General features: G+C 38.1%; 17 protein-coding genes. 16 read left to right on the forward strand and 1 reads right to left on the reverse strand.

Going from position 1 to position 19,309, the window contains the following annotated elements:
• Positions 1-424: 424 nt before the first annotated feature.
• The 5 genes from lepB to GMA13_RS10105 all read left to right on the forward strand — a co-directional run bounded on the left by lepB (position 425) and on the right by GMA13_RS10105 (position 8,148).
• Positions 425-934: a signal peptidase I gene (gene lepB / locus GMA13_RS10085; RefSeq protein ID WP_255884443.1), complete on the forward strand. Its 510-nt coding sequence runs from the start codon at positions 425-427 to the stop codon at positions 932-934.
• Positions 935-973: 39 nt separating this feature from the next.
• Positions 974-4,441, forward strand: a complete 3,468-nt coding sequence (locus tag GMA13_RS10090; protein WP_255884444.1) for a SpaA isopeptide-forming pilin-related protein — start codon at positions 974-976, stop codon at positions 4,439-4,441.
• A gap of 45 nt (positions 4,442-4,486) precedes the next feature.
• Positions 4,487-6,349, forward strand: a complete 1,863-nt coding sequence (locus GMA13_RS10095) for a SpaA isopeptide-forming pilin-related protein (RefSeq protein ID WP_255884445.1) — start codon at positions 4,487-4,489, stop codon at positions 6,347-6,349.
• 40 nt (positions 6,350-6,389) lie between these two features.
• Positions 6,390-7,247, forward strand: a complete 858-nt coding sequence (locus GMA13_RS10100) for a class C sortase (RefSeq protein WP_255884446.1) — start codon at positions 6,390-6,392, stop codon at positions 7,245-7,247.
• A 64-nt stretch (positions 7,248-7,311) separates the two neighbouring features.
• A complete protein-coding gene (locus GMA13_RS10105; RefSeq protein ID WP_255884447.1) occupies positions 7,312-8,148 on the forward strand; it encodes a Cna B-type domain-containing protein in 837 nt (278 codons plus the stop codon).
• A gap of 112 nt (positions 8,149-8,260) precedes the next feature.
• Here GMA13_RS10105 and hpt read toward each other — a convergent pair whose 3' ends face one another.
• On the reverse strand, positions 8,261-8,812 hold the full coding sequence (gene hpt, locus GMA13_RS10110; RefSeq protein ID WP_255884448.1) for a hypoxanthine phosphoribosyltransferase: 552 nt from the start codon (positions 8,810-8,812) through the stop codon (positions 8,261-8,263).
• A gap of 555 nt (positions 8,813-9,367) precedes the next feature.
• Between hpt and GMA13_RS10115 the strand changes: the two genes are divergently transcribed.
• The 11 genes from GMA13_RS10115 to cas2 all read left to right on the forward strand — a co-directional run bounded on the left by GMA13_RS10115 (position 9,368) and on the right by cas2 (position 19,064).
• Positions 9,368-9,559 (forward strand): spore coat associated protein CotJA, encoded by a 192-nt coding sequence (locus GMA13_RS10115; protein ID WP_255884449.1) that lies wholly within the window; start codon positions 9,368-9,370, stop codon positions 9,557-9,559.
• A gap of 2 nt (positions 9,560-9,561) precedes the next feature.
• Positions 9,562-9,831 carry a spore coat protein CotJB gene (locus GMA13_RS10120; protein WP_255884450.1) on the forward strand — a complete coding sequence of 90 codons (270 nt, stop codon included), beginning with the start codon at positions 9,562-9,564 and terminating at the stop codon, positions 9,829-9,831.
• A complete protein-coding gene (locus GMA13_RS10125; protein ID WP_255884451.1) occupies positions 9,818-10,486 on the forward strand; it encodes a manganese catalase family protein in 669 nt (222 codons plus the stop codon). The genes GMA13_RS10120 and GMA13_RS10125 overlap by 14 nt, the downstream gene beginning before the upstream one ends.
• Positions 10,487-10,873: 387 nt before the next feature.
• Positions 10,874-11,605 carry a CRISPR-associated endoribonuclease Cas6 gene (gene cas6, locus GMA13_RS10130; protein ID WP_255884452.1) on the forward strand — a complete coding sequence of 244 codons (732 nt, stop codon included), beginning with the start codon at positions 10,874-10,876 and terminating at the stop codon, positions 11,603-11,605.
• Between the two features lie 12 nt (positions 11,606-11,617).
• The gene (gene cas8a1 / locus GMA13_RS10135) at positions 11,618-13,024 is read left to right on the forward strand and encodes a type I CRISPR-associated protein Cas8a1/Csx8 (protein WP_255884453.1); all 1,407 of its coding nucleotides are present in this window, start codon (positions 11,618-11,620) and stop codon (positions 13,022-13,024) included.
• A 2-nt stretch (positions 13,025-13,026) separates the two neighbouring features.
• A complete protein-coding gene (gene cas7i / locus GMA13_RS10140; protein WP_255884454.1) occupies positions 13,027-13,905 on the forward strand; it encodes a type I-B CRISPR-associated protein Cas7/Cst2/DevR in 879 nt (292 codons plus the stop codon).
• A gap of 13 nt (positions 13,906-13,918) precedes the next feature.
• Positions 13,919-14,986, forward strand: a complete 1,068-nt coding sequence (gene cas5, locus GMA13_RS10145) for a CRISPR-associated protein Cas5 (protein ID WP_255884455.1) — start codon at positions 13,919-13,921, stop codon at positions 14,984-14,986.
• Between the two features lie 7 nt (positions 14,987-14,993).
• A complete protein-coding gene (gene cas3, locus GMA13_RS10150; RefSeq protein ID WP_255884456.1) occupies positions 14,994-17,234 on the forward strand; it encodes a CRISPR-associated helicase Cas3' in 2,241 nt (746 codons plus the stop codon).
• Between the two features lie 8 nt (positions 17,235-17,242).
• A complete protein-coding gene (cas4, locus tag GMA13_RS10155; protein WP_255884457.1) occupies positions 17,243-17,740 on the forward strand; it encodes a CRISPR-associated protein Cas4 in 498 nt (165 codons plus the stop codon).
• Between the two features lie 30 nt (positions 17,741-17,770).
• Complete coding sequence (gene cas1b, locus GMA13_RS10160; RefSeq protein WP_255884459.1) at positions 17,771-18,763, forward strand: type I-B CRISPR-associated endonuclease Cas1b; 993 nt, start codon at positions 17,771-17,773, stop codon at positions 18,761-18,763.
• 22 nt (positions 18,764-18,785) lie between these two features.
• The gene (gene cas2, locus GMA13_RS10165) at positions 18,786-19,064 is read left to right on the forward strand and encodes a CRISPR-associated endonuclease Cas2 (RefSeq protein WP_255884458.1); all 279 of its coding nucleotides are present in this window, start codon (positions 18,786-18,788) and stop codon (positions 19,062-19,064) included.
• Positions 19,065-19,309: the final 245 nt, after the last annotated feature.

Below are 19,309 nucleotides of genomic sequence, written 5' to 3' on the forward strand. Positions count from 1 at the left end.
TACAGTTTTCATAGCGGATAGATTCCTCCTGTTGCTTTTTTGGTTTAGCAACTTAACTGTAACACAGAGGTTCTCTATTCGCTATACTTTTTTTGCTTTTTGTAACACATCAATTGTAATCCTACAGGATAAGTTTTCATTATCCTTGTTTTTCTATTGCGTTTTTTGTTTTTCAATGTTATAATATATTTAAATAGACATTGATGGTAATTTTTGTGAAATTTCATATACAATCCTTGAAATTGAACTCTAAATGTTGCACATCATTAGTGTTTTCTGATGGCAGTTATAGTGTATTCGGAAAAACTAATACTTTTCGGCACAATAGTAAATATAAATCTTATAATATATTTAAAAATATGTTTTATTACTTTATATTTACAAGCATAGTAGTCGATATGTGTTTTGGGTAATTGAAAATATTATGAAAAAAATTAAAGCTTTTTTTAAAAATCAATATGTAAAATCTGTAATTAAATCGGCGTTGGTAATTATCCTGATAGCGTCAATACTGTTGAATATTTTTACATACATATTTTCTATTGTTAGACATTACGGAAGCAGTATGCAGCCTGCTTTGTCGGATAATCAATATCTTTTGATTTACAAAACTGCTGATGTCGATAACGGCGATGTTATCGCATTTTACTATAACAATAAAGTTCTTGTCCGCAGGGTTGCAGCAACTGCCGGTGAACAGGTATATATTGATATTTTTGGTAACGTATCAATAAACGGTACTGAGCTTGACGAGCCTTATGTTAGTAATAAAACGCTCGGACAGTCTGATGTTGAGTTTCCTTATACTGTGCCCGCAAATTCGGTTTTCGTTTTGGGGGACAACAGAGAAACGTCTATGGACAGCAGGCTTGAGAAGATAGGCGCTGTAAGCGAGGACAGAATAATTGGAAAGGTAATACTACCGAATGTATAAAGAAAACTTAAAAACACTTTGACAGGAGGTGCGTTTGAGTTGATAAGAAAAATTAAAATTCACAAAAGCAAGCTGATTACTGTTGCCGCAATTTTAATTGGATTGCTTCTGATTACATTCTTATTCATCTCAAACATTACCAATACTGTGGCGCTTGAGCAGGAAGTTAGATGTGGTATGCGTGAACACACACATACAGATGAATGCTACACCGATGATGTGCTGACTTGTACTATACCGGAACACACTCATGATAAAAACTGTTATCTTGTTCTTCTTGATGAAAATGATGTTAATGAAATTATGGAACAGGCTGATAGTGATAACAGTAACTCTCTCAACTCAGTTATTGACAATGTTATTAACAGTGCTATAAGCTTCAATACAAGTTTGAATTCTCAGCAAACTGAAGCCGCAGACAATCAGAATCTTGCTTTTGATAAAACAACTGTTTCTCTGCTTAACAGCACTATCCAATCCGAAAATTCAATACCGAAAATTAAACTTAACGAAAACATAAACACATTTTCACCACCTGCGCCGGCAGACTCTGCTAACAACACATCGGTAATGTCAGTAGGTGACGAGCCTCAGACAGATAATTATAACGCTAATTTTTACATATATCTTGACGGAAGTTGGCAGTGCATAGGTTCGGGCACTTTTTCAACTCCGTATTCTTTCTTTAGATATACTCCGACAATGGCAACAGATGATATTGTCGCTATTATCAACAATGCACTTAATACGAATTACACAAGTAATTCATTTTCTCTTTACTATTCAACCTCTGCAACCTCAACAAGCTGGAGAGCTGCTTCTGTAGGTGCAACAAACACTACATTCGGCTCAACTTCAAGCTCATCAACTGCACGCAGAGCAAAATATGTGCGTTTTGTTTCACCCAATGCAAGCAGTGGAGATGACACCTCGTTTTCTTTTAATACCGTTACATATAAATACCCTGGCGGCAGAAGCGAAAGCTATTTCGTGCGTTCGGGAACAAGCATAACTCTTCCCGGCGATAACTACATTTGGACTAATTCTCAAGGAAACGAATATAACTCCGGCGATTCTGTAATAATTAACAGCAAGTCTGAATTTACCGCTGCAATAGCAGGTCCGATTACAGTGGTTAATATAATGTATGACGTTAACTTCCCGGATATAAGCGGCGTCACGGTCACCTCAGTTCCTACCGTAAGCGGTACAGCGAGCAGTACGGTAAATGATGCAATATCAGAAAATTCAACCGCAGTAATTAAGAATGTTTCTCAGCATACCGTTAAGGGCAAATTAACAGGTAATTACGCCGATATGTCAAGAATGATTAACTTTAAGGGCTGGCAGATTCGTGGAACTGACACTATGCTGACTCCCAACACATCTCTGACGTGGAGCGAATTGCTTGCCTACTCAAATAACGGTGTTTTAAGACTCGATGCCGTTTGGGAATACGATCCCCTCCAGACCGCAAGCTTTTTCATCAGATATGACTCGGTTGCAGTTGATACAGGCGGCAATGTAACCGGACAGGACTCAAACCAGTACACAAAGGAATTGTTTGCAAGCTATGTCGGCGGCGTTGACTTAAGCAAAAGTTATGTTGAGCTAAACGAGCTTTATGGCATAGTTGACAGCACGGCGGATAATTCTTTCACTGCTGACCAGAGTATCAGGGCGCTGTACGGATCCAAATCAGAGGGCGTTTGGCTTGCAAGCTTCCCTAAGGACGAAGATGTTTTTCAACAGTTAAAATCCTACGCAAGTTATCTTTCTGTTGAAGGAAAGCCTGTTGCTGCCGAGGATTTACACAGCAACGCATACGCAATACGCTGGTATGTATATAAATGCCAGTCGGACGCTTGGCACATTGATGGAAAGCTTGTTCCGAAGGAAGGCTTAATTCATGTAACAAAAACCTTTGCCGGCAACAAGGAACTAATTGAAAAGGCAAAGCAGGGCTTCTATATTGACGCACATGATGAATCTTTGGATACACGTCTAAGGCTGGATTTAAGCAATTATAAAACCTATGATGAAAATACTCAAAAATATCTTTGGGAAATCACAAATGTTGAGTACGATGAATTATGGACGATTACTGAGAATATAAATTCAAATCTCGGTGTCGATTATGAGTATAACGTCTACTCGGAGTACAATATTGTAGATTCCTTTGACGAGCAGTCGGCATCCGGAAATGATAAAACGGTAACTGTCAGGGGTCAAACCTACGCACTTGATGATCACACGAACGAAATTCTCAGAATAGATTTTACAAATATCTATAACAAGAATGATTCAATAATTATCAAAAAGCAGGACAGCCGCACAGGCGCTGCAATTAGCGGAGCTGAGTTTAAGCTTTTGCAAAACGGAGTGCCGCTTACCTTTGATTATGATGCGCACAGCGACCGCTATGTTTACAACCCAATTTCAGGTACTATTACAAACCTAAGCGGTAGCAGCACCGGCTATTTTGAATTATCAATTGAAAACTTCAGTTACGATTATGGTCCTATAACAATTTGTGAAACAAAGCCGCCGGACGGCTATGCTCCTATTAGCGACATGGTAATAGGGTACATAGATACTCAGAACAAAAATTTAGGAATGATAAGCGGCGATGAAAAATTTGCAAAGTATACGAACGGAATATTAATTATAGGCAACAGTTCAGAAACAACCTCAGTTATTGTTAATAAAACGTGGGATTGTCCGGAAACGGAATGGGCTGATGTTGATATGCAGCTTTTTGCAGACAACAAGCTTATTACAACGCTTATTTCAGGTATAGCCCCAACTGTAACACTCAATAGTACAAATGACTGGAGTTATTGCTGGGATAACCTTCCGGTATATATAAACGGAAACAAGGTTACCTATTCCGTTAAGGAAACCCGCATAGGCAACGAGGACTGCAAATCTGATTACAGCTTTGTAAACTGGCTTGTAAGCTACGACCCGCCCATTCATTCAAAAGACAGCGAGGACAAGCCCACAGTAACGCTTAATGTTACAAACACCACCAAGCGTGTTCTGCTCCGTCTTACAAAGATGGATTCAGGTATGACAGAAATGCTGTCAGGCGCAGAATTTAGGCTTGAGGCTGTTGATGAAAACGGTCAGCCGATTGCAGGAGAAGTTACTAAAACACTTACAACCGGCAGCAACGGTACTCTTACATTTGATAACCTAAAATGCTCAGTAAGATATAAGCTTACCGAAACAGCCGTACCCAATGGCTACAATATGTTGTTTGACCCAATTTTCTTAACAATCGGCGAAACCGGCACAATCAGCATTGAACCTCACCCATATGCCTTTGCAGGCTCAAGCGCATTTAACATTGTAATTTGCAACCAAAAGGCTGTTCCTCTTCCCACAGCAGGAGGCAACGTATTTTTGTTTTATATCACAGGCAGTATTTTAATGGCTTTGACTGCATGTGTGATTATAAAAAGATACCTTTTGAAAAGGAGGTATCAAAAAACTACCTTGTAAATTATCGGCACTATGCCGAAAAAAATAAAAAAAGGAGCTAAAACAATGAAATTTACAAAAAAAATTGCAGCATGCGTATTAGCACTTATGCTAATTGTATCCTCAGTGGCATTTAGTGTTTCTGCTGCTGATGACGCAAGAGAAAAAGAAGTCGGCACAAACGCTACAATCATAATCAACGGCTCAGAGGACGGAACCGTTAGCGTAGCAAACAAGACATTTGATCTTTACAGAATTTTTGACGCTTCCGCTTCAGCCAACTCCGGTTCAGGAATTCAGCCCAATGTTTCTTATACCTGGAACATTCCTGAGGGAAAAACCCAGAGCCTGTTCTATAACTTCTTCTTCACTGACTGGAAAGGCACAGGCGCTGATCCTTTTTGTGATGCGACAGGCACAACAGAAGCAAGCAGCGTTAATAAGGCAGTTGAATATATTTCCGGTTTTAGTACTAACGCTGCTAAGATGAGCGAGCTTGCAGACGATCTGTGCGACTACATTGACAAAGTCAATAGTGATGATAATACGGAGAATGATATCTCTCCGGAAGTAACTAATCCGCCATCTGTTTCAGTGTCGAATATTGTATACAGCGGCCTTACATTCGGCTACTATCTTATTAGAGATACAACACCAAAACAGAGCAACTCCGACGTTTGTTCTGCACCTATTCTTGTAACTGCTGCTTCCAACGCTACAATATATCTTAAGGCTACCAAGCCGACTATTAACAAGACTATTGTAGGACTAAATAAGAGTGTAGACGAATATATTTCATTTTTGAATACCTCCTCAAGGGCTGATAACGGATTCTTTTCTGCTCCCCAAAAGGGTATTTCAGCGTCAGCCGGTGATGAAGTTATATTCGCAATTACCTTTAACGTTCCTGACCGTTCAGATTACCGCGGAGAGTATACGTTTTCTATTGTCGACAATATTCCCTCAGAGTATACTTTTGTAGATCATTCCCTTAGAGTTTGTATAGACAAAACGAAGGTTGAAGGTCCGGACAGTGGAAAAACTACCTATACTAAAGCAGATCATCCCGATGCATATTATTGGGTTGAATCAGACGGCGCTCTTGAATTCAACTTTGATAAAACAAACGCTGACGGCAGTCTTGTTTATCCGGTAAAAACTCCGGTTACAGTACTATATACATGCAAACTAAGTGACAATGCAGCAAGAAAAAATACAAATACTGCTAAGCTCACATATTCAAGTAACCCGTCAATTCCGGAAAATACGAGCTTCATTGAATCCTCTGCCAATGTATACACATATCAGCTTGTATTCGGAAAATATGTGGCAGATGCTGACGGTAATTCAACTGGTTCTCCACTTACAGGAGCACAGTTTGAGCTTTATGACGAAAGCGGTAATATAGTTAAGTTTATAAAATCAACCACAGAAAACGGTGCATATTCTGTATCAACCGCCGATACCGGCACTGTTACAACATTAGAGGTTTTGGAAGCAGATAATGCGAACATTACCCCAACTTCAACTAATATTGACGGCGGTAAACAAGGTCAATTTAAAATTCTGGGACTCGGCTCAGGCAATTATTCACTCAGAGAGATTAAAGCCCCTGACGGATACGCACTTCCTCATAATGATTTCAAATTTAAAATTGAAGATGCATTTGGCACTCTTGAGGGCGTGCCAACCAACCTTACGCTTTCATTTACAAACCTCGACGAAAATAAGGCTAAACCTTTATGTCCATCGTCTAATGCCGGCGAGCAGAAGATGTTTATAACTATTCCTAACCTTCCCGGTTCTACACTTCCTTCAACCGGTGGTATAGGTACATTAATATTCATTGGTATTGGTATAGTTCTTATGGGAAGCTGTGTTGTATATTTTGTAATCAGAAAGAAAAGAAAGAATAATGCCGTAAAATAATTCAGTTTAATCTCTAAGCAAAAGGATGTGAAGAGCCCGAATGAAAAAATATATTGTACCAACCTGCTTTATACTAATATTTTTAATCGGGCTCACGTTCTTCCTTTATCCGTTTATCAGTAATTTCAATAACGATTATATCAACAATCAGCTTATTGATAAATATGACGATTTAGAAAACGAATTGTCCTATGAAGAAAAAAATCAATTGCTTGAAGACGCAAGAACATACAACGCAAATCTTTTTAACAAGCAAAAACTTGAGGAGCTTGGTCTTGAATATGAAAATATGTTAAACCCTAACGGCGATTCAATGATGGGCACGCTTGAAATTCCGAAAATCAGAGTAAATCTTCCGATTTTTCATACTCTTGATTATGGCAATCTGCAGGCTGGTATTGGCCACAAGGAGGATTCTGCGCTTCCTGTTGGAGGAATCGGTACCCACTGCGTTCTTGCTGGTCACACAGGTCTGCCATCGGCAAAGCTTCTTACAAGCCTTGACAGGCTTCAAAACGATGACTTGTTTTATATTCATGTTCTGGGAGAAACACTTACCTACCGTGTTAATAACATAGCGATTGTTGAGCCTGACGAAACATCTCTGCTTCAGGCAAAGTCGGACAAGGATTACTTGACAATAGTAACCTGTACACCGTACGGAATTAACACACACCGCCTGCTTGTAAGAGGCGAGCGTGTTGAGGAAGGCGAGGAGATTGAGGTCAATGCCATTTCTGTGCAAAACGACATTGAGTTTATTAAGCCGGTTTACATTATAACTATATGCATTGTTACGGCTGTTGTTTTATATTTTGGGGTAAAATGCATTGCGAGCAAAATTATAAGACATAAGCGGAAAGGCGGTGACGCTTCTGATAATAATACCATTCCGTAAAATCAATAGAAAAAAGCAATTTCTGCAACGCTGTCTTGTCGCTTTTCTGACGGTCATTATGTTTATGGGTTCTGTCAAAGCGTTTGCAGTCGAAAACCAGTGTAGCCTGACTGTTAAAATATCAAACAGCGACAATGCCACTGCTAATTCGGGGTTGAATATTGGCGTGTGTCAAATTGCATCATTTAACGGGGATAGTTATAAGCTTACTGATGAGTTTGCAAATTCGGGAATTAGTGTTGATAATTTATTAGATAATTTGAATTCCGACCACTGTGCCGAAATTTACCGATATATTATCAATCAAGGCATACCGTATAAAAAGAAGGCAACTGATTCAGACGGCTTGGCGGTGTATTCTCAACTTAACAAGGGAGTGTACCTTGTTTTCTGCGAGCAGTCACAACAGATTACCTTTAGACCTTATGCTGTTATACTTCCTTCGGTTGCAAATGGCATTATAAATTATGACGTTATCTCTGAACCAAAAACTATTACTGCTGAAAAGAATGTTAAAGATATTCATGTAGAAATTCTGTGGGATGATAACGACAATTACATAGGTATACGTCCTGAATTTGTAATCGTTACCTTAATAAAAGACGGTGTACCTTACATGACAGCAACACTCAATGAAGAATGTAATTGGGAGTATACATTTGAGAATCTACCTGCCGACAGTACCTATGTTGTTGTGGCGGACAAGATTGATTTTTATGAACTAAGCTATGAAGGCAGTGAGGACAGTGGATTCACCATAATAAATACTTTAATATCGGATTCTCCAATAATAGATTTCGTTAAAACAGGAATAAATTCAGGAGCAATTCCTATTGCGTTTCTTGTGCTGATTTCTGCACTGGTATTGATACTGTTATCTCGTAAAAGAATAAAAAAATAAACAACAGACAACTACGTTAAAATAGCTGTCTGTTGTTTTTTTGCTTAAATTATGATTGAAATTATTTTCATTTATTCCGTTATTGATTTTTGTGCAGCTGTTAAAAATTTTTTTAATTTTCTGCATATTCTGCTATATACGGCAAATTTCTGTAATATTCGCCGCAATCAAGTCCGTAACCTATAACAAAATAGTCCGGTATTGTAAATAGGGAATAGTCTGCAACAAAATCTACAATCCGCCTGTCAGGTTTATCAAGCAATGTCAAAACCTTAAGAGAAACCGGATTTCTTGATTTAAGCAATTTTACCACATCTTTAAGAGTCCTGCCGGTGTCGATAATATCCTCGACAATAATAACGTGATATCCACTTATGTCCTGTTCTAAGTCCATGGTGATTTTAACTTTTCCGGATGAGTTTGTGCCTTGGTAATAGCTTTTGGTAGCCATAAAACCTATTTCGCAAGGAACTTTGACTTCACGTGCAAGGTCGGCAAGAAACACAAATGATCCCTTAAGTATACTTACAAGAAGAATAGGAGTGCCGTCATATGAAGAATTAATCATTTCTCCTGCTTTTTTTATTGCCGCTTTAATTTCGTCGGCAGTAATTACAATTCTTTTGATTTTTGTTTGAAATTCATCAATGCTTGAATATCCCATAACACTCACATCCTAAGTGGAAAAATTAAGGCTGTATCACCGCAATTTTGTATTAATATTTCTTTTATTCGCTTGAAAAGAAATGCAAAATGCTTTAATTATTATTTATTTAACTAATCAGCGGTAAAACGAAAATTCTAATATGTTTAGCATATCATAATAGATAAAATTGGTCAATTAGTAAATCTTTTCCAAATACTATTTATTATGATATTTTCTGTTGCAAGTCTTAGAGTTTTTGTGTCATTTCAGTTTCTTGGCGAAAATTACAATATTATGTGATTCCGCATAAAAGAGTACTGCGTGCAGCGCTTGTTCCGCACGCATATTTGTTGAATTAATTAATTTTATATTATATTTTTCTTTGAATACTTTATATATGCTGAAGAAAAACCGATTACAGCGTACCGAGCAAAACGAGGATGGGAACAAAGTATTTTATTGTCAGCGTTTGTAACAGGAAATAGGAAATAGGAATAGAATAGGGCAGAGGTGAAAATCAAGGAATATGGTATTTTAATATAAATGTATCGTGAAAGGAGTTAAGTTTAAAAAATGGACAATGATATTTTTAAAATGAAAATGCCGGAATATGGGATTACGCCTTTGCCGGAAGACCCTGTGCCGGCAATGGCATATATTCCGTTTCAAAATAATGACAAGCTCTATTCGGCTGACCAAGGCATAGTAACGGGAACGATGTTCCCTGTGCTGAACAAGCCGTTTAAGTGTGGTTTTAGGAGGTAAGTATGACAGAACGAGAAATCTTGATGAGAAAAATTGCGACGAATGACTTTGCTTTAGTTGACTTGCATCTTTTTCTCGATACACACCCCGGAAACCGCCAGATTGCCGAGAAGATAAGAGAATATGAGGTTAAAAGCTCTATACTCCGTAAGGAATATGAGAGTAAATACGGTCCCTTAACACCGAGAGATGAAAACGGAAACCGTTGGGCGTGGATATCGGCACCATGGCCGTGGGATTTAAAGGAGGAAAAGTGCGATGTGGACCTATGAAAAGAAGTTACAGTACCCTATAAACATCAAAAACCCTAACCCGAAACTTGCCAAAATCATTATAACGCAATACGGTGGTCCTGACGGAGAGCTTGCGGCATCATTGCGCTATTTAACACAACGCTTTTCTATGCCTTACCCTGAGCTTAAAGCAATATTGACAGATATTGGTACAGAAGAGCTTGCACATCTTGAGATGATAGGTGCAATTGTATATCAGCTGACACGTAACCTCTCAATAGAAGAAATCAAAGCGTCCGGCTTTGATACCTATTTTGTTGACCATACAACCGGAGTCTATCCGACATCTGCAAGCGGTTCTCCATTTACTGCGGCATATATACAGTCTAAGGGTGATGTAATTACCGACCTCCACGAGGATTTGGCTGCGGAGCAAAAAGCTCGCACAACCTATGACAATATTCTCAGGTTCTGCGATGACAGAGATGTTGCTGACCCGATAAGGTTCTTGCGAGCACGTGAGGTTGTGCATTATCAAAGGTTTGGCGAGGGCTTGAGAATTGCAACGGATAATCTCAACAGCAAAAACTTCTATGCATTTAACCCGGCGTTTGATATATGCAATAAATGCGCTGAAAATGAGAAAAAGGAAAAATCAGATAACTGTGGCAGAAAGCGCTGCGACGATAAGTAATTTTGCAAACTGTTGCTGCTTTACAAATAATATGTAGTTTTTAAACGTAAAAACCGCTTTATCAAGGTAATTCGTCTTGATGAGGCGGTTTACAACATTTTACCTCTTGAAATGCTGATTGGCTGCTTGTATGCAACCGTTTTGAAATTTTTATACAAATTAATTTGATTATTTTTTGAAGTAGTCACCGTTTATATTATATTCGTACACCGAATGAAACTTAAAATGAAACAAACATAATTGTCAAAATTCATAAAAATATGAAATTAAGTGTAAATAATATGTTGACATAGTGTTGTATCACTGATATAATTTTTTTATAAAAGAATAGTAATACGGTTATAATTATAGTGATAAAGATACACGTTTATTAAATAGGAGGTTGAAATGAAACTACTGTTAAAATTTTTCACTAAAAACAACAAGCTGCCACTTGATTACAGAAGAGTTTTTCTGTCATTTTTAAAAAAAGCTCTGTCTGAAATTGCCAATGGGAAATATTACGAAAGGTATTACTTTTCACCTGAACGCCGTCCGTTTACGTTTGCTTTAAAGCTGCCAAACCCTATATTTTCAAGCGGAGAGATAACGATTGGTAAAAATGAATTTTCCCTAACCTTTTCCACAGGCGACAGCACGGCAGGTTTTGTGTTTATGTCGGCGTTTATCGCTCAAAAGGGCAAGACTTTTCCGGCTCCGTTTCATAATGCATATGTTCTTACTGATATTATGAAAATATCCGAGCCAAAAGTTACGTCAGATAGCGCAACGGTAAAAATGCTCAGTCCGCTTTGCTTGAGAGAACACGATAAGGAGCATAATAAGGATATTTACTATTCCTCGGCGAATAAATGCTTTTCTGAAAAGGCAACTCAAATCCTATCTCAGCAGCTTATACTTGCCGGGTTCTCTGAGGATATGGTTCAATCAGTGCAGCTGATTCCTGTCAACTGCAAAAAAACAGTTGTTAAGCATTATGGCTGTGCCATTGAATGTACTGTCGGCAAGCTTGTGATTAATGCAGACAAGTCCGTTATCAATTACTTTTTGCAATACGGAATTGGCTCCCGTAAATCTGCAGGCTTTGGTCTTGCTGAGCTTATCGCTGAGGGTGACTAAGGGGGAAAAATATTGAAACAAAATATTGACTTCAACGGATATGATACTCTTCTTCAGCCTACGGACTGGCGGTATGCCGCTGCTGAAGTTGGACTGGTGAAGTATCTTGATTTTCACAGAATCAAATATACATATTTAAACAATGTCGGTGAGCCTCCGTCAGACACGATTCTCGGCTTTGACGGAGTGCTGTATAATAGCGCTGACATAACTGAGGAGCGTTTTCTGCTATTTGTCGAGCATTTTTTTGAAAACTATATGACTCATCTTAGCATACTTAGGTTGCTTGAGGACACAGACCTTGACGAAGAAAAATACAAGGCTGTAAATGACCTTGTGAAGGGAAAATCAGTTCTTAAAAATGTGTTGAAAAACACAAGGTATGACGGCAGCAATAAGGACTTTTTCATAAATGCAATTAATGAAAACAGGCTGACGATAATAAGGGAGATTTTCAGAAACGGCAAGAATCTATATGCTAATTTTGCTAATCCTAACTTGCTTTTAAAGGAGCAACAGTCTCATTGCAGACTTGCAGGGTACAATGTTGACGAGGGCAGAAAAACAAGATTTTTAGGCTTTTGCTTTTCAAAGGACAGTTTTATTGGAAATGACATTTCGGAGTTTGATTTTATTCCGTTTGCATTTTCAAATTCCGATATGTACGAAACATATTTTGTGAACAACAATTTTAGTATGAAGGATTTAATCGCAACGAATGAGTGGCTTAGCGCAGAGCTTAGAAGCTGTGAAAGCAATGACTCGAAGGACAAGCTTCTTACAGTTCTGAAAAACTCTGATTCGTTTTTCTCTTATGACGTTGAAATAATCACTAAAAGCAGGGATGAGGATTTCTACAAAACTCTGTTTGTTCGCAGAGAAAGGCTTGAGCTTCTCAAAGATCTGTCAAAGAAAGCTGTGAATTTTAAATATAAATTCACCGATAATTATTGGCTAAACCTTGAGCGTGAGGTTTACGAAAGATGTCTGAACAATGTATATCTTGACGATTTGATTTTACTTATGTTTAGAATATATTTTCAGCTTGATGATAACCGTACCTTGGCACGATTACGCACGGATACATTAATTGACATTAATCAATCTTGGAAAGGAAATAAAATTATGGATGAAATTAAATCTGCAAGAAAAATGGGTTTTCTTGTTTCGCAGCAGCTTATAGAGCAGAAAAAGGGAAATAAAATTAACGCCTACAAGCAGAAAATAATTGGCGCTCTTACCGCTCACGATTATGACAGAGTAAAAGAGGTTATTTTAAGCTTGTCCGCATACGTAGGGATTGAATTTTCGTTTTTCTATGCCTTTCTTGAAGATGCAGAAGAAAACAAGGATATAGCCATGGCTTTTGCAAGTGCATTACACGACAAGAGCAAAGAAAATAATTATAAGGAGAACTGAATATGAAAACAAATGCTTTAACCTTAACAGTAATAGCAAATATGACAAGCAACTACGGCGAGGGACTCGGAAATATCGCAAGCGTTCAGAAGGTATACAGAAACGGCAAGGAGTATGCTACACGAAGCAGAGAGAGCCTTAAAAATGCAATCTGTGTTCAGTCGGGCTTTTATGACGATTTGCAGACCTCTCTTGATGGTGCAATGCAGAAGCTTGTAACAGATGAAATAAACGCCGCAACCTGTCGTGCGCTTGAGGGCGGCTATATGTCAACTAAAAATGTTACATATATTCGTAACAGCTCATTCTATCTTACAGACGCCGTAGCGGCTCAGCCGTTTATTAATGACGCTCGCTTCCATAACAATCTGTATCTTGCAACTAACTTCGCAAAGGCTAACGGACTTAACGTGCAGAATGACGCCGCCGCAGTAGGCTTAATGCCGTACCAGTACGAATATGATAAATCGCTTAAAATTTACAGCATAACTATCGACCTTGAAAAAATTGGTGTTGACGAAAACTTTAACGCTGAGGCAGATAACGATGAAAAGTGCAGCAGAGTAATTGCACTGCTCGATGCTGTTGAAAACCTCTCTCTCGTTGTAAAAGGCAATCTTGACAATGCCGAGCCTGTATTCGTTGTAGGCGGAATGTCACTGCGTAAAACTCATATGTTTGAAAATGCCGTTCAGCTATCGGGCAGAAAGCTTATTATAACGCCGATTAAGCAAAAGCTTAATGATGCCTTAAAATGTGCTATGCTTCAAAACGGACAGCTTTCAAACGAGGATGAAATAGTGCGTGAGCTTAACCCTGTATCTGTTCCGGAGTTCTTCTCACAGCTTAAGGAGCAGGTAAAGGCGCACTATGCAGAGTAAGCGAGGGATAGATATGAAGGCTATCAGACTGCGCATAAAGCAAAGCAGTGCAAACTACCGCCGAGAGGAAACGGTCAAGTGCAGAATGACTTACCCGCTGCCACCATATTCAACTGTTATCGGCGCAATTCACAAGGCTTGCGGCTACACAAGCTATCATCCTATGCGGTTAAGTATTCAAGGTCAGTACGGCTCAATAAAAAACCGACTATTCAAAGAGGACTGCTTTCTTAACTCATTGCAGGATGACAGAGGAATTCTTGTAAAGCTTAAAAATCCTGATATGCTGTCATCAGCATATCAGATTGTCGCAGCGGCTCAGAAATCACAGGGTAACAGCTTTGAAAAGGGAATAACAATCAATGTTCTGAATCAAGACCTGCTTGATGAATATCGTTTCCTTAACAGAACAAAAAGAAGAATTGATAAGCATAAAAAGCTTGTTAAGTTGTATAAGGACAAGCTAAAGGAGATGAAAAACAATCCTGAAACACCTGAGGATGAGCTTAAAGCATTTGCTCAGCGTGTAAAAAGCATTGATAAAGCTTACAAAAGGTATGAGGATGAAAAGTACACAAAGCCGAAGTCACACTTCAAGACCTTAACTAAAGCGCCTAAGTGGTGTGAGCTGCTTTGTGATGTTGAGCTTGTTATTCATATTGTCAGCGATGAAAAGACTATGCAGGATATACTTGATAACTGTTTTAATTTAACGGCTATCGGCAGGGGAGAGGATTTTGTTCAGCTTGAGGAATGTGTCGAAACAGAGCTTATCGGCGGAGATATTTCATACTTCAATGATGATTTTGCAAACTATGCTTTTTACTTTCCGCTTGAGCTTTTTGATAAAAATAAAGACGCTGTTATGTTTGCACCTCAAGGAAGCGGCTTGAGCCTTGGAGGTACAAAATATCTGCTGAAAAAAGAATATGAAACAGTTCAGATAAGCGGCGGATACAGAAAAAGAATTTTCAACAAGGTTCCCGTGCTATATACAAAGCAGCTGAATATTGACGGCCATTGCGAGGGTATATTCCTTGATGCTGACGGCGAAAAAAAATACGCAGTATGTTTGGTGTGAGATAAATATGGATATGGATAAAAGACAAGATAAGCTGCTCGCAAAGCCAAACGAAACAATCAAGGAACATACTGACAAGCTGATAAAGCAGGCTGAAATCTTAAAAAGCTATGGTTATATAACTAATGAAGGTTTATTTGCTGATTTATTATCAGCTTGCAAATTTCATGATCGAGGCAAAGAAAATTCTCGTTTTCAAAAAAGGATAAAATATCACACTAAATTTAATCCGACTAATGAATTACCCCACAATATCCTATCTCTGTATTATGTTGACAAAACTCAATGTGTTGATTATGTCAGCGTTTGCTTTGCGGTGCTTTATCATCATTATCATAGTGAATCTCCTGAAATGACAATAATAAACAAAAAGGATTTGGTGCAGGAGATTTTAGTTGAGCTTTTCGGCAGTGCTGAAAAATATAATTCGCTCAGAAGATGCCGAAACGAAATTGGTAAGCTGTTCTCCCTCTCTCTTGCCGACGAAAAGAAAAAATACGCTGTGTTGCTCAAAGGCTTTCTGCATAAATGCGATTACAGCGCAAGTGCTCATATTCAGTGCGAATACCCTAATGATTTCCTTCTTGAATGTGTTGAAGATTGGAAAGAGGGAAGAGGTATTTGGAAGGAAAGAGAAGGCCTAATTGAGTATAATGAGCTTCAGAAGTTTTGTGCAGAAAACAGAGGCAAGAATATAATCGTAACTGCACCGACAGGTATGGGAAAAACAGAAGCAGGTCTTTTGTGGTGCGGTAACAACAAATGCTTCTATGTCCTTCCGCTGAAAACAGCAATAAATGCGATGTACGACAGGATTTCGCTTTTGACAAATGATAAGGCAAAGACGAGGGTTGTGCTTATCCATTCTGATATGAAGTCAAAATACAGTGAGATTTGCGCCGATAATCCGGACGGTGTGCTGGACCTTGATTATTGCAAACGCAGTAAACAGATGTCATTGCCGCTTACAGTTTGCACACCCGACCAAATTTTTGATTTTGTTTTGAAATATCCGGGATATGAATACAAGCTCGCAACAGCCTCGTATTCAAGGTTTATTATCGACGAAATACAAATGTACTCAGCAGATTTACTTGCGGCTATAATATACGCAATAAACCTTATCTATACTACGGGAGGCAAATTTGCAATACTTACCGCAACTTTGCCTCCGTTTGTGAGAAAAGAGCTTGTTAAAATTTTCGGCGATGACATATCTATGCGTGACTTTTCTTCATTCGGTATACTCAGGCACAGTGTTAAGGTTGAGGACAATACGCTTACTGCAAAGGAAATTTACAGTAAAATAGAGGGAATTCAAGCTGAAAGTGTGAAAAAATATCTTGTTGTCTGCAACTCAATTGACATAGCGAATCAGGTGTATTCTGAGCTGAAAAAACTCCTTAGCGGAACGGCAGAAGTCAATCTTTTTCATTCACGCTTTATTAAAATGGACAGAGCAGAAAAGGAGAGGGCAATATTAGATGCCTCGAAAGACAGAGCTAAAACAGAGGTCTGGGTTTCTACGTCAGTTGTTGAGGCAAGCCTTGATATCGACTTTGATGTTCTCTTCACAGAGCTTTCGGATTTATTTTCACTTTTCCAGCGCTTTGGCAGAGTAAACAGAAAGGGAAAAAAGGATTATTTTCGTTCAAACCCAAACTGCTACGTTTTTACTCAGCGACAGGGCAATGCGTTGAGATATCACTTTACAGACGATACAATCTATGAGCTGTCAAAACAGGCGATAATGACCGTTGACGGTATAATTACCGAGGAGGAAAAAACAAAACTCATTGATGAGTATCTCTCTGCTGAAAGAATAGAAAAGTCAGAGTATTATGATAAATACAAGCGTGCGTTGGACGAGCTGGAGAAGAACCTTGATTATCTAAATGATAAAAGCGAAAGCCTGAGAACAATTGACCGAATAGACGTCATTCCGGGTGAAGTGTACGATGCAAATAAGGGTATTATACAAAACGCCGCAAAGATAGCTTGCGATAAAACACTTTCTCCGATTGAACGATTAAATGCAAGCGGTGAAATTATGAAATACAGTGTATCAATTTCAAAGTACCGTGCTAAATCTGAGCGAATTACCGATAAAATCTACATTGGGTATAGCGAAATTCCTGTATTCAGGAGTTGTACATATTCTTCTGAAGAGGGAATGTTATATAGCAATGAAGAAATAAAGAATTCAGAGCCGATTTCTCAAGTTAGCTCAACAGATAATTTTTTGTGAGGAAAAATATGTCAGAAAAAACTGTTTCAGGTATGCAGATATACTATTATTTTGTGTGCCGCAAAAAGCTTTGGTATTACTCAAATGAAATTAATATGGAGAGCGAGAACGAAAATGTTCAGCTTGGGAAAATCATTGATGAAACAACATACAAGAGCAGGAAAAAACACATTATGATTGATAATACAATAAATATTGATTATATTACTGAACATAATGTTCTGCACGAGGTTAAGAAAAGTCGAAAGATTGAAGAGGCAGGGATTTGGCAGATTAAGTACTATCTATACTATCTGAAGCAAAGAGGTGTTATAAACCTCACAGGCAGAATTGACTATCCGCTGTTAAAGCAGAGTATAACGGTTGAGCTTACTGAGAAAGATGAAAAGAAGCTAAGCGAGGTTATCAAGAATATTGAAAGACTTATATCATCTGAGCTTCCGCCAAAATGCGAAATAAAACGCTTTTGTAAGTCATGCGCATACTATGATCTTTGTTGGATATAGGAAACGATTGAAAAGGAGGATGTGGCAGAAATGCAGGAAAGCTATTATATATATTCTTCCGGAAATCTTGCGCAAAAGGATAATACAATACGTTTTACTACATTTGAAGGGCAAACAAAAGATTTGCCGATAGAGAATGTCAAGGAGCTGTACCTTATGAATGAGGTTACGGTTACTTCAAAGTTATTAAGTCTTTTGTCAAAGCACGGAGTAATTGCACATTTCTTTAACCACTATCAGTTTTATATAGGCAGCTTTTATCCAAAAGAAAGTAAGCTGGCAGGTCAGCTGCTTGTCAAGCAAGCTCTTGCATATGTTGACTATTCAACCAGACTATATATAGCTACTGAAATCATTAAGGCTGCCTCATTTAACATATACAGAAATTTACGCTATTACAACGGAAGAGGCAAAAACGTTTCAGAGTATATGATAAATATTGAGCATCTCAGGCTCCGACTTGACTCCGTTTCTACAATTGAGGAACTAATGGGAGTAGAGGGAAATATTAGGCAGGAGTATTATAAGGCGTGGAATGTAATAATTGACCAGAACGTCGATTTTAGTAAGCGAGTGTATCATCCTGCGGATAATATGATTAATAGTCTTATTTCATTTGTCAATTCCTTGATTTACACAAAAACCCTGTCTGAAATATATAAGACTCAGCTTAACCCAACTATCAGTTTTTTGCATCAGCCTGGGACAAGAAGATTTTCACTTGCTCTTGATATATCAGAGGTGTTTAAACCATTGATTGCCGACAGAATGATTTTTGCACTGCTCAATCGCAATCAGATTACAAACGCAAGCTTTGTTGACGGACTCAACGGCTTGCAACTAACAGAAAAGGCGTCACGTACAATAATGCAGGAGCTTGACAATCGGCTTAAAACGACAATATTTCATAAGGAGTTAAGCAAAAATGTGTCATATCAATTTTTAATTCGATTAGAGCTTTATAAGCTTATTAAACATATTTTGGGCGAAAAAGAATACAAAGGATTTGAAATATGGTGGTAAGTCAAATATAAGGATAAAGAAAATGTATGTTATTTTAGTTTATGATATCGTTGTCGATGAGAGAGGCAAGAAGATTTTACCTAAGGTGTTTAAAATCTGCAAAAAGTACCTGACTCATATTCAAAATTCTGTTTTTGAGGGTAATTTGAGCAAAGCGAATTCTTTGGCTCTTAAGAAGGAACTTGATGAATATATTCGTAAGGAAAAAGATTCCGTCATAATGTTTCACACCAGAGAAGAACGTTGGATGACAAAGGAATTTTTGGGACTGGTTGACGATAAAACCTCAAATTTTCTTTAAAAAGATATTCTGTCGACCTTTAATAGCCTGTAAAATGCGGCATATCGACAATGCCCAGCAAATGCGATGTATAAGCGTTTTTTCTTTCGTGCTTAAGTAGATTTACAAATGATTTTCTAATGTAGGTTTGTCAATGATGTGTTACAAAATTAGAAAACTTCGCCATTAGAAATAAAAGCGTTAATATAATCAGTAGGAGATTTCCAATTAAGAGGACGCATAGGAAATTTGTTGTATTTTCTATT

It is taken from the genome of Ruminococcus sp. zg-924 (assembly GCF_024433635.1).
Classification (GTDB): Bacteria; Bacillota; Clostridia; order Oscillospirales; family Acutalibacteraceae; genus UBA7067.